7 protein-coding genes are annotated in these 12,293 nt (G+C 68.1%); all 7 read right to left on the minus strand.

The annotated features are described in order from the left end of the window. Nucleotides 1-44: 44 nt before the first annotated feature. The 7 genes from ACIRPT_RS16420 to ACIRPT_RS16450 are packed head-to-tail and all read right to left on the minus strand — an operon-like array spanning nucleotide 45 to nucleotide 12,291. Nucleotides 45-1,184 (minus strand): hypothetical protein, encoded by a 1,140-nt coding sequence (locus tag ACIRPT_RS16420; protein ID WP_403827531.1) that lies wholly within the window; start codon nucleotides 1,182-1,184, stop codon nucleotides 45-47. After that, complete coding sequence (locus tag ACIRPT_RS16425; protein ID WP_403827940.1) at nucleotides 1,177-1,563, minus strand: hypothetical protein; 387 nt, start codon at nucleotides 1,561-1,563, stop codon at nucleotides 1,177-1,179. The genes ACIRPT_RS16420 and ACIRPT_RS16425 overlap by 8 nt, the downstream gene beginning before the upstream one ends. Further along, entirely contained in the window at nucleotides 1,560-2,228 is a 669-nt protein-coding gene (locus ACIRPT_RS16430) for a hypothetical protein (protein ID WP_403827533.1), read from the minus strand. Before ACIRPT_RS16430 ends, ACIRPT_RS16425 begins: the two co-directional genes overlap by 4 nt. Further along, complete coding sequence (locus tag ACIRPT_RS16435) at nucleotides 2,225-2,905, minus strand: hypothetical protein (protein WP_403827535.1); 681 nt, start codon at nucleotides 2,903-2,905, stop codon at nucleotides 2,225-2,227. Before ACIRPT_RS16435 ends, ACIRPT_RS16430 begins: the two co-directional genes overlap by 4 nt. 49 nt (nucleotides 2,906-2,954) lie before the next feature. After that, on the minus strand, nucleotides 2,955-9,974 hold the full coding sequence (locus ACIRPT_RS16440) for a DUF4157 domain-containing protein (RefSeq protein ID WP_403827537.1): 7,020 nt from the start codon (nucleotides 9,972-9,974) through the stop codon (nucleotides 2,955-2,957). Continuing rightward, nucleotides 9,971-10,300 (minus strand): hypothetical protein, encoded by a 330-nt coding sequence (locus tag ACIRPT_RS16445; RefSeq protein WP_403827539.1) that lies wholly within the window; start codon nucleotides 10,298-10,300, stop codon nucleotides 9,971-9,973. The genes ACIRPT_RS16440 and ACIRPT_RS16445 overlap by 4 nt, the downstream gene beginning before the upstream one ends. Continuing rightward, nucleotides 10,291-12,291 (minus strand): ATP-binding protein, encoded by a 2,001-nt coding sequence (locus ACIRPT_RS16450; protein WP_403827541.1) that lies wholly within the window; start codon nucleotides 12,289-12,291, stop codon nucleotides 10,291-10,293. Before ACIRPT_RS16450 ends, ACIRPT_RS16445 begins: the two co-directional genes overlap by 10 nt. Between the last annotated feature and the right edge of the window lie 2 nt (nucleotides 12,292-12,293).

The raw sequence follows: 12,293 nt of genomic DNA on the forward strand, positions 1-12,293 counted from the left end.
TGGATCCGATACGCGCTGCATTCGAATGCTGCTCGACTGCTGCGCTAGGGACGAACGGTGCCGCTACGGGCAATCAACCCTTCCCGCGACAGCGTGAAGTTCTGCTGGTACGAGCCCGGCCGAAGATTGGTCGTCACGCTCTTCACGTAATAGTCGCCGTCGTACGTCACCCCGGCACCCCGCACCCCGACCAACTCCCGCGGCCGCAGCACATATCCATGCCGATTGACGTCCAGCGACCCCGACCCCGAAATGGCATCGGCAGACGTCGCCGCCCTGCCCAACGCCTCCGCCTTCGCGATCGCCTCATCCCGCTTCGCGGTCCCGCTCAGCGACTTCCTCTTCAACGCCGGCGAAGCCCGCCGCCCCAGCGGCGGCCGCAGCGGACTGATGTCCGGCTGCGCCAGCAGGGGCGCCCGCCGCGTCACCGGATCCTGCACCCGCGCCTGCGGCTCTTCCCTGGCGGTCCCGTCATACGCAAACGTCAACTGATCAACGGTCGAATTCACATCCATATTCACGTTCAACGCGTGCTGTCGCTGACCCAGCCGCTGCTCGGGCCCCCAGAACGCCGTCGACTTCCCCGGCACGGGCCCGGGATCGAGATAGAACGTGTAGCCGTTCGCACCGGCCAACTCATTCACGTACTGCAGATCCGTCCCGACCTGGTAGTCAACCCTCAACTGTTCCCTGGGCGGCTGCGGAATCTGCTCCCTGATGATCCGGGCATCGATCCCGTAATCCGCGTACTTCCCGAGGATCCGCTCAATCCGCTGCGAGGGCGCGAGATTCGGATACCGGTCGGCCCGCTCCTCCAGATCCATCAGCAGCGTCAGATCCTCACCGGTGACGGTGAGCGTCGTCTGCCCCGGCTGATTACTGGCTCCCACCTCCTGCCGCACAATCAGCCCGTCCAGCAGCACGAAGGGTGTCCCCTTGATGCTCACCGCCACAATCACCCGCGTCTTCGGATCAAAGAACCCCTCCGGCAGCAACCGCCGAATAATGGCGCCCTTCTTGGTCAGATCGAATGCGATCTGAAACCCGGACCGCTCGCCCGCCGTACTCGTGATCTGCGCCGACAGCAACGCCTCGGTCACTTCCTGCGGCACGAGCCGGGCCGACTTCGGTCCCATGTACAACGACACATGAATAGGCCCTCGTCCGACCGGCTCATCAGCCATTCCTGACCCCCGGCCCGCCCATCCCGCCCGGGAACCCACCCGGCAGCGGCACGGCTATCTCCTCACCCGGCTCATCCGTCAACTCCCGTGGATCCAACACAGGGTTGGCATCAGCGATCTGCCACCACTGCCTCGAATCCCCGAAGTACCGCTGCCCGAGCTGATCGGCCCGCTCGCCGGCGCTGACGGTATGCGGCACGGTCTCCTCGGCGGCCCCCTCCAGCCTGGGCAGCAACCGCCGCTTGGCGTACTTCACCTCGGTCCCGTCGGGCAGGCGATGCACTCCGATCTCCACCTCGGCGTACCGACTGCTCCTGGGATACGGATGCGCCCCCGGAACGTCATCCAAGGCCCGCCCATAAGGCTCGATCACCCTCAGATCCCCCTCCCACCAAGCCCGAGCGCCGCAAAGCTCCCGCCGCGCGCCGCCCGCGCCAACTGCTCCTTCTGCGCGAGGTGCGCCAGATACAACTCCGCCCCCCGATGCCCGGCCGGCAGATCACTCACCGTCAAAATCTTCATCCCGATACTGAGCGAGGCCCTGATCGGATTCAGATTCACATCAAACGCCGACTCATTGACCGACAACTCCGTCAGCCGCACGGGCATGACCCGCTTGCTCCCCCAGGTGAACAGCGTCAACGGCATCTCAATGGGACTGATCTCGATCGTCCCCTTTTTGCTCAGATGCGAGGCGGCACGAAGCTGCGCGGTGGTGGGCTGCACGAGCATTTCCAGCACGGCGAGTTGGGGGTGGATGCCGTCGGGTGCGGCCACGTCCAGCTGATCGGTGGCGTCGATCTCCGCGGTGAACTTCCACGTCTCCTGCGCGGGCCCCTTCAGCCGCAGAGCCTCATTCCGGTCGCCTCCACTCCCACCACCACCGCCGTCCCCTTCCCCTCCGGCAGCTTGCGGCGCAACCGAGCGTTCCAGCGTGTCCGGGTTGAACTGAAGAACGATGATGCGCTGCGGCGTCCCGAGATCAGGATCGACGATGACGATCCCGGAACGGATGGGCTTGGGTATGTCGGCGTATCGGGTCACAGTCGTGCCTCCAGCCGTGCACGCAGGGGGGCGTAGTCATACTCCGGAAATAATTCCGGGAATACAGTAAGTGCATTCCGGAGATCGTTCGCAGTTCTGGCGAAGTCATCGTCTCCGAGTGAAACGTCACTGAACAGGTATTGCCAGCCAAAGATTCCCTTGGTGATGATCAGGGCTTCCAGATAATCGCAGTAGTCGATGTCCATCTTGAACGCCCCAATGCGGAAGTCGTGATACCAGACTTCGGGTAGTGGGACGTCAGGCTGTATGCGTAGTGCGGCAAATGTTCCTGTCCCACATCCAGGGTGATGGTCTATGACGCGGAGCTCGGAGTACAGTTGTCTTTCGGACGGCGAATCACCCCAATCGATACCCGGTGCTTCGATGGCAGTTGAGGTGAGCAAATGACGAATAGTGAACTCACCCGTGAGCTGAATGTCGGAGTGCTTGATGCGCCAATGGCAGGAAAACCACCTGAAGCGAATGAAGCACCTCTGGAGAGATGGGTCCAAGGTGATGTCGCGCCATTCGGAAATCTTGTCGAATACCTCCTGGGCATCGCCAAACTCTGCGGCGACCCGGCCCGGCTTGGCGGAGAATATCTGCACGTTCGAATTCTCCACAAGTTCGCCATGCATTTTCCGGAGGCGTGCCTCGCAATCGGTGAGAGCGGTCATTTCTGCACCTCGCATTCCTGGGGGCGAGCTCGGACGGTGTTAACTACTACTAAAATTCAATCCTGCCCTCTTTTTCCTTGATCGCCTTCTGTACCTTCGCGAAAACCTCGGGCTTGGAGGGCTTGCTGCGCTCTTCGTACAGCCTGAGCCTGTCGATTAGGTCCTGGGCGTCTTCGAATTTATCCCTGACGGCTTCCCTCTGGATCGCCGCAGCGTATCGGGAAGGTGCGTCGAACTCGCGCGCCAGATATGTCTTGGACTCCTTCGGATTGTTCACCCTAATTACCCCCTTCCCGTCGTTCTTGCGCGGCAAAAGGACCTCCTCGTCAAAGAATTTCTCCTTGTTGCTTTTGTCGGGTTTATCCTCGACCCATTTTCCCCCGCTCTGGTGGTACGTGTTCCACATGCTGGTGATGTGTTCGGGGTAATTCTGATGGGGGGCGGGGTGGAAGTCGACGTTTACCTGATACCAGACCATTGACCTGTCTGATGCCTTGGCGGCCTTTTCCGCCTTCTTCTCGATACCCGTGTCGAATCGCCGGTTCACGCGATGAGGGGCAGGTACGAGGTTGGATCCCGACGCGAGTCCGCCCATCTGATACGTGATGAGGTGCATCTTGACGAGTTTATCGGGCCCCTTTGCCAGGTCCTCGGTCCAGCCCAGGGGATTATCATCTTCGTTGTCCGTGGATAGTTCTCCCTTAGGTGTTGCTTTCTGGAGATAGTGGACCTTGTTTTCCCTTGAAGCGCGCACATTGTCCGCGAACGGAGGCCAAACCGTGGGTGGGAGGTCGGCCGTCTTTGTATTCCGCAACGCCAGGAACCCGGCTAGCTCGTTCATCAGCTCCCGCAATTTCTCATAATTAACGGGATCGGTGGTTATTCGGCTCCGGTTTTTGCTATTTTTTGGATACCGTGGCGATGCTTGATCTTGCTCTTTTTCGACGAGTTCTTGCAGGGTTTCGGCGCTGGTGTGCGCGTCGTTCTGTTTTTGTTTTTCTCGCTCGTCGGTAATCTCGACGAGTTCCTTTCCCCATTCCTTGATGAACGTCATTATGGACTTCTGCTCGCTGTGTACCTGAAGATCTGCGCTCTTGGTGCGACCGTTGAAGAAGAGGGTGTGAACCTCACCGTTCGCCATACGGAACCGCACTTTGGGCAACTCAGGCGCCTGAGTTTTCTCGTCTTTGTTCCTTCTGTCCCCCTTGCGTTGGCGCCGTCGCTCGTTCCTGCGCCGCAAGCGATCCCGCTGCCGCCTCCACCTATCCCTCAACCGATGCGTGCGGTTGTTGAGTTTGTGGCTGAGTTTGCGGCCCTTGCCGAGGAGGCGGCGGGCGGCGCGGCGGGCCCTGTTGAGGGCGGACTTGATGGTTTGGCGGGCGCGGCGGAGTTTGCGGCGGGTGCGGGACTCGGGCTTGCGGCGCGGGTGTTTCTTGGTGTTGACCTTTTTCTTGCCGTCCTTGTGCTTTGTCAGGTCGGGCTTCTTGTGGCCCTTGTCGTCCTGTTTCTTGTTGTTCTTGCGGAGCGGGTCCTTGGACTTGTGGTCGTCGTCGTGCTTGTTGCCGGGGCGGTTCTTCTTGCGGAGGGTGTCGCGGGCCGGGCCTCGGCGCTTGTTGAGGTTGGGCTTGTCGTCGTCGTGTTGTTTGCGCTGGGCGGCGCGGGCGCGGCGGCGGGCGGCGTTGACCTCGCGGCCGTCCTCGCGGCGTTCGTGTTCGTCGGGCTTCTTCTTGTGCTTCGGCTTGGGCTGGTGTTCCGGGCGGGGCTTCTTTTCGGGGGAGGGGCGTTTGGTCGGGCGGGGGCCGTCGTCCGGGCGGGAGGTCTTGTCCGGGGAGGGCTTGCGCGGGACCGGGCGTTGGTTGGGCTTGTCGGTGGGGCCGGGTTTGTCGGCCGTTGGGCTGGGCCGGTTGGTGTTCGCGGGGCGGCCGTCCTGGCCCGGCTTGTCGTGGTGGTCGGGCCTTCCGGGTGCGCCGGGTGAGCCGGGCTCGTCCGGACCGTCGTGTCCGCCCGGCCGCCGCTTGCTGCGGATGTTCTTGAGCATTCCGCCGAGCTTGCTGGTGACCTTGCCCATGTACTTCTGGATGCCGTTGATCAGGGCCTGGTAGATCAGCTCCAGGAGGGCGACGACACCGGCCGCGACCGCCTTGGCGAAGGGGCGTGCCGCATTGCCGCTCTTGACCGCCTTCAAGAAGTCCATGAAGAGGCCGAAGGCAGCCAGGATCTTGCTCAGTGATGCCCAGGCCGTCTTGAGGGCGTCGATGATGGTCATGACCCAGCCGGCCCCGGGGATCAGCCTGGCCACGACCTGTTTGACGACCAGTTCGCCGATGATCTGGGGGAGATTGGGGAGGGCCGCGTCCCAGGCCATCTTCCCCATCTCGTCGGCGGTGACATCACCGTCGATCAGTGCCTGGAAGTCTTCGGGTGACAGGCCGGTGATCTCCTGGATCTTTTCGTTGATCCATTTCTTGACCGCGGACTTCGTCTCCTCGAAGAGGTACTCTCTCGCTCCCGTCCGGGCGGCGTCGCCGGCCTTGCTGATCCAGCCACCGGGGTCGGAGACGATGTCGTTGAAGATGGCGGCCCATTCGCCGAGCGCCTCCACGACACCCTTCGCCCACTCCAGCGTCCCGACCGTCACGTTCTCCACGACGTCGACGGCCTTGAGCAGACCGTCTTCCATGAGGTCCAGCCCCGCGACGAGCGCGTCGCTCAGTCCGTCGAGCAGTCCCCCGACGACCTTCTTGAGCGCGTCGGCCGCCTCGTTGACCTTCCGTACGGCGTAGTTGCGGGCGCCGTTGATGGTGTTGCGCCACTTGTTGCGCATCGCCGGGTAATCGGCGAGAAGTTCGTCACCGAGGGCGATCAGGCCGTCGGCGAACTCGTTGATCCGATCGACGACCCAGCCGCGGGCCTTGTCGATGAACTTGAAGACCTCGCTCTTGAACGCGTCGATGAGGCCCGTGACGGCCTTCCGCGCCGCATCGAAGAACCCCTTGATCGCCTTCTTGATCTCTTTGAACCACGACTTGAGCTCGCTGATCGCCCCGTCGAGCCAGTTGTCGGCGTTGTCCTTGCTGTCCTTCTTCTTCTGCTCCGCCTTTTCCTTCGCACCGGTCTGGTGCCCTTTGATCTTTTCGTTGTCCTCCTTGGTGCGGGTCTTGACGTGGTCGTCGGTTTCCTTTTCCTTCTCCTTGATCTTGCCGCGGACGTGGTCGTACCGCTTGCCCTTCTTGCCGTCGATCTCCGAGACCTTGTCGTCCTGTTCCTTCCGCCACGTGTCGCGGTGGTGGGATATCTCGGAGCGGCCCTTCGCGCGTTCGTTGGCCTGGGTCTTGCTGTTGGCGTCGACTTCCCGCTTCAGATCCCGGTCGTGCCGCTGCTTGTCGTCCTTGGCCTTTTGGTCCTTGGTCCGGCGCTCGTCCGTCATCTGCTGCCGGCCGTTGCCGAACGCCGCCTGGATCTGCGGGCCGCGGTCGTGTTCGGCCAGGGCGGAGGCGGACTCGATCGGCACGCCGCCGGTGGGTGCCTTGCGCCCGCCCGCCTGCCCGGCCTTCTTGCCCTTGCCGCCGGGTACCTTGCCGGTCAGGGTCTCGCGGGGAACGTCGGGATAGATCTGGTCCTCGCCCATCGGCCGCGCGGCGTCCTCACGGCCGGACTGATGCAGCTCGTTCTTCCGCTCGTCGAGCTTCTGGCCCTGCTCGTCGGTGCGTTGCGGGTCGGAGTCGTCCTGGAGCGGGAGGCCGGGGGCGTCGCCCACCTTGGTGCCCTGCATCCCCGGGTCCGTGCTGGGGAGTTCGAGGATCGAGTCGATCAGATCGTCCAGCGGCAGGAGCTTCTTGAGGACCTTGCCCAGCAGCTTGGCGCCGATCGTCACGCCGATGTCCCACCAGCTCGGCTCCGGCATGTCGGCGGTCGGCGGCTCGCCCTCCGGCCGCTGCTCGCCGTCGATCTCCGGCGTCTTGCCCTGGGCGGCGTCGGTGCGGGAGACCTTGGCGTTGGTGTACGTCCCCGGAGCGGCGGCCTTCGGGCCACCCGGTACGGTCTTCGGCGAGCCGGCCGGCCGCTCCACCTTCGGCGGCGACTTGCGCAGCGCCGTACGCTCCTTGCCGACCGAGGTGCCCACCGCACCGTCGACACCCTTCAGCGTCTCCAGCGCGATGTACGGCTTGAGCCTGGCCGCCGTGGCCAGTCCCGCCTCGGGGGTGTCCTTGGAGACATCGGGGGCCGCGGCTTCCTTCTTGGGCTTCGTCGCGCCGGATGCGGCGCCTCGACCGCCACCGCCACCGCCGCCACCTCGTGCCGGAGCCGGCGCCGGAGCCGGAGACGTACGGCCCCCTCCACCGCCTCCGCCCCGCCCGGCGGCGGCCTTCGCCGCCTGCCTGGCCGCCTGCCGCTTGGGCGCCGTCAGGTTCGGCCGCGCCGCGGGCTTCGCCGCCCGGGGCTTCGGTGCGCCATCGGCTGCGGGGGCCCCGCCCTTCCCCGACGTGCCGGCGGACATGAGCCCGACGGGACCGCCGCCCGCTGCGAGCTTCGCCGGGGGCGTGGAGCCCGCCGCGGAGATGTTGTCGGGGCCGGCCGGCGAATCCGGTGTGGTCGCGGGCCCCTTCCCCTGGCTGACGTCCTGCGTCGCCGCGGCGTCCTTCGCTTCGGTGACGCCCTTTCCTTCGGTGACGCCCCTGCCTTCGATGGCGTCCTTCGTCGCGGGGTCGTCCTTGGGACGCTCGCCCGCGGTCGGGCTCGCGCCGTCGGAGGCGGAGCTCCCCGAGGCCGCGCCGCTGTGTGCCGTGCCCGTGGCCGTGGCCTTGGGGGTGGCGGCCGCGCCGGTTTCCGTACCGGAGGGTGTGGCGCTCTCCGCACCGGACGCCCCACTCGTACGACTTGCCGCCTGGACGCCCGGATCTCCGGCACCGTCCGAGCCGCCACCCGCGCCCTTCCCGCCTCCGGCAGCGGTGGCAGCGGACCCCGAAGCCGTACTGACGGCCTGGCTGCGCGCGTCCTCGTCGGACTTCGCCAGCCGCCCTGGCGCGACCGAGTCGCCGCCGGATCCGGAACCCACCCCGCCCGACCCGGCGGTGGCCGTACGGGCCGCCTCGTCCCGCCGCTTCGCCTCGGCGTCCTCCTTGCGCTCCTCCGCCTGCTCCTTCTCCCGCTCGGCGTCCTCGGCATCGACCGGGCCGGTGCTGTTCTCGCCCGGCTCCTCGCCGGTCCTGTCGTCCGCCGACTCCTCCGGCTCGGGGCCGATCTCCTGCTCGATGGACTTGTCGGTCTGGAGGTCCTCGGAGAGCTGATCGTCGGACTCGCTCTCCGACGAGGCGTTCTCCGAACCGGATCCGTCGGACTCGCTCTCCGCCTGCCGCAGGGCCGCCGCCGACCGGCCCTCGCCGGCCGGGGATTCGATGACCCCGGGAACGCCGTCCCTCCCGCCGTCGGCAGAATCCTTGCCGTTCTTCGCGTTCTTCGCGTTCGCGGCGGCACCGGTGGCGTCGTCGAGGTCGCCTTCGGGCAGCGAGTCGTCGCTGTCTTCTGCGTCCTCGTCGTCCGCCGCATCCAGGGCGGCGTCCTCGTCGCCGTCGTCAGCGCCGGCGTCCTCGTCGTCCTCGGCGTCCTCGTCGCGGTCCGCCGACTCCTCTTCGAGCCCGAGCGGCTCGTCGTCGGCGTCCTCTTCGTTCTCGGGGTCGCCGGGGCGGCGACCGCCCGCCACGCCGCGGTCGGTCCGGTCCTTCTCGCCGGGCTCCTCGGCGCTCCTGTCCAGGTCCTCGGGACCGGCAGCCTGCTCGTCGGCAGCCCGGTCCGCACGTTCGCTCCCGGCGCCCTCCGCCCCGTGGCCGGCAGCCTGTTCCGTCTGCTCGTCGGCGTCCTGGCGGTCCTCCGCCACGCCGCCGGCCGCGCTCGCCGCGTCCTTCTGCGCGCCTTGCCGGGCCGCTTCGGTGTCCTGCTGCTTCTCCGCTGCCCGCGATTCCTGCTGCGCGCCGGCCGCTTCCCGGGGCCGGTCCGCCGACTGCCCGGACGCCGTCGACGCGCTCTCCGGCGAGGGGGCCCTCGCCGGGCCGCCGCCGGCGGACCCGGACTGCCCGTCCCGCTCCACGGCAGCCCCGTCGCCGGCCGGATCGGAGTCCTTCCGCCGCTGCTGCCGCTGCCGCCGGTCGTCGCCTTCCTTCTCCGTCCGCTCGCGCTCGGCGCGCGCGTCGGCCGTCCGCTGCGCCCGCTCCTGGCGTATCGCCTCGGACTCGTCGGGCACGGCCCCGGGAGCCGCGGCGGCATCCAACGGCAGCTGCCCGGCCTGCTCCAACTCCTCGACCAGCGCATACAGCCGCTCCAGGCCGGGCGTCGACAGCCGTACCTCCAGCCGGTCCAGCACGCTGTCCTGCACCTCCGGCGCCAGCCGCGCCAGTTGCAGACGTGCCCGGCCCGAAAGGTCCTCGGGGTCACCGCGCAGCGAGCGCAGCACACCATTGGCGAGCCGGTCCACCAGCGTCGCCGGGTCCAGTTGCTCGAAGCGCCGGCGATCGGCGTCGACCGTCGCGTAGCGGAGCCAGCCGGGCGTGGCCTGCCCCGGCTCGATCTCCGCGGCGGGCTCCTCCTGCCGTACGGACCCCCGCAGCGCACCCAGCACCGACGCCCGTGCCGCCGACTCCGCCTCCCGTTCGATCGCCTCCTGCGGAAGACTGACCGAGCCCAGGTCGCGGCCCGCCCGCAACGCGCCCAGGCCGTGCGGGTTCTGGACCGTGTGCAGCAGCTCATGGGCGAGCAGCCGCTGCCCGTCGGCCGTGCCCGGGCGGTAGGTCCCCTCCCGGAAGAAGATGTCCTGGCCGACGGCGAAGGCGTCCGCGCCCATCATGTCCGCCAACTGCCCGGAGTCGCGGTCGGTGTGCAGGCGGACCTGGCTGAAGTCGTGGCCGAGCTGCTCCTCCAGCTCCCGGCGGACGCTCAGGTCCAGGGGCTGGCCGGCGCCGCTGACGATGTCCTTCGGCTCCGGGGCGCGGGCCTTGGCGGAGCGCTCCCTGCGCTTGCGGCGCCTGACCTCTGCGGCCGACCGGGTGTCCTGCGTCGAGGACTGCGCCGTACTCATTGCGGATCCCCCCGTCCCGCGAGTCCCGCGTGCACCGCGCGGGCCAGTGCCTCCCCCAGGCGTACGGGAGAGGTGGTCGCCGGCAGCGGCGGCAGCCCGGCGAGGCCGTCCAGCGCCACGCCCGCTCCGTCCGCCGCCAGCGCCACCCCGCGCTCGCGTACGAGCCGGGTCAACTCGTTCTGGAAGGCCGCCGACACCCGGTCCGGATCGACCCGGGCCGCATCGAAGCCGTCCAGGACCAGTTCGCCGATGTCGATACGGAAGGAGCGCGGTGGCGGCTCGGCTGCCGGCTCCCACGCTGCGTTCCCGACCTCGCTCAGACCCATCCGTGGACCTCAGACGGCGCCAGGGAGCGTTCCAGCTTCAGGTATTCGGTACGGGCGGCCGCCAGCATGTGACGCATCTGGAGGCGGTCGCCCTCCTCGGCGGCGAGGAAGGCCCCGGAGAGGGCGATGTTGCGGATCGAGCCGCCGGCGACGGTGAGCTGGGCGAGGAGCGAAGGCTCGACGCCCTTCAGGGGAGCCTGAGCAGGAAGCACCCGGCGCCAGATCTCCGCGCGCTCCTTCTCCCCCGGGAAGGGGAAGTCCACGACGAAGCGGATGCGGCGCATGAAGGCGGAGTCGAGGGCCTTCTTCATGTTGGTGGTGAGGACGGCCAGACCGCGGTACGCCTCCATGCGCATCAGGAGGTAGCTGACCTCCAGGTTGGCGTAGCGGTCGTGGCTGTCCTTGACCTCGCTGCGCTTTCCGAAGAGCGCGTCCGCCTCGTCGAAGAGGAGCAGGGCGCCGCCGCGTTCGGCGGCGTCGAAGACACGGCTGAGGTTCTTCTCCGTCTCGCCGATGTATTTGCTGACCACCTGGGAGAGGTCGATGATGAACAGGTCCAGGCCCAGTTCCTTCGCCATGACTTCGGCGGCCAGGGTTTTGCCGGTGCCGGAGCCGCCCGCGAAGAGCGCGGTGACGCCGAGGCCGCTGCGCAGCGCCTTGGCGAAGCCCCAGTCCTGGTAGACGGTGCTGCGCCGGCGTACGTGGGCGACGATCTCCTGGAGGATGCGCAGCTGGCGGTCGGCCAGGACCAGGTCGTCCCAGCCGGCGCGCGGTTCGATGCGGCGGCCCAGTTCGTCCAGGCCCATCCGGGCCTCGGTGAGGCCGGCCTGCCAGGCCAGTTCGGTGGCGTCGAGTGCGTCCGAGTGCGGCAGATCGCGGCGTACGGTGGCGGCGGCCGAGCGGACGACGTGCGGTGGGAGCTGGAACTGCGCCACCAGGGACCGAAGCTGACTGTCCGTCACTTCGGGGACGTCGGCGAAGGCGTCCGTCCACAGGCCGAGCTGCTCCTCGTCGGAGAGCTTCGGTACGGTCACCCGCAGGCCGCGCGGCTGGCCGGTCTGCCGCGGATCGGGGCTGGAGACGATCAGGGGTACGGCCGCGCCCGCGATGAAGGCGTCCGCCGCGGCGTGCTGGTCGCGGTCCATCTCGCCGACCTCGACCAGGAGGGCGGCGGGCAGCAGGATCGCCTCGCGCTGCCAGAGGCGGGCCAGGCGGTCGCGTTCGGCGGCGTCGGAGGGTATGTCGTCGGCGGCCATGGAGTACAGGCCGAGGCCCGAACGGCGGGCGGCCGTCGCGGCGATATCGGCGCGGGTGCGGAGGTCGGCGCCGACGAGCTCGACGCGGAGCACGGAGTCCGGCCCGGCGCCCGCCCAGCCCGCGGCGACCCGGTGCGCGGCCGCTTCGTACGAGGGCGGCAGGGCGTTGGGGGCGGTGGTGCGGCGCAGCAGGCCGTGCAGCCTGGCGTCCAGGTACGGCGAACCGACCAGGAAGTGCAGGATGCGTTCGTCCAGGCGGAGCCGGGTGGTGGTCAGGCGGGTCTCGTCGTCCAGCTCGATCAGGCGCCAGCGGCGCAGCGGGGCGACGGGGGTCAGCGCGCTCCAGTGCGGGGCACCCAGGGCGGCCAGGGCGAGGGAGAAGGTGGGGTACGCCCGGTCCGGGGCGCCGCTCGCGGCGGCGCACCGGGGCGCGGTGGTCGGGTCCAGCTCCGCCGCGGCGGCGAGCAGCACGATGTCCCGCTCGAAGTCACTGAGGCCGAAGCAGGAGGTGAGGGCCTCGAGCGCGGCGGGAGGCGTGGTGGGCGCCCCCGCCGGGGTGGCCGCCTTGCGCGCGGCGGCGGGCGTGGACGGTTGGTCGGTGGGCCGGTCGGTGGGCTCGGCGGGCGTACGGGGGGCACGGGCGGCGTGGGTGTCGAGACGTGCGAGGACGGCCGCCAGGGCGGCGGTCAGCGCCTGGCCGTCCGTCGTCCGGTCGCCCTCGGTGAAATCGTTCACCC

It is taken from the genome of Streptomyces sp. NPDC101227, from assembly GCF_044767545.1.
GTDB lineage: Bacteria > Actinomycetota > Actinomycetes > Streptomycetales > Streptomycetaceae > Streptomyces.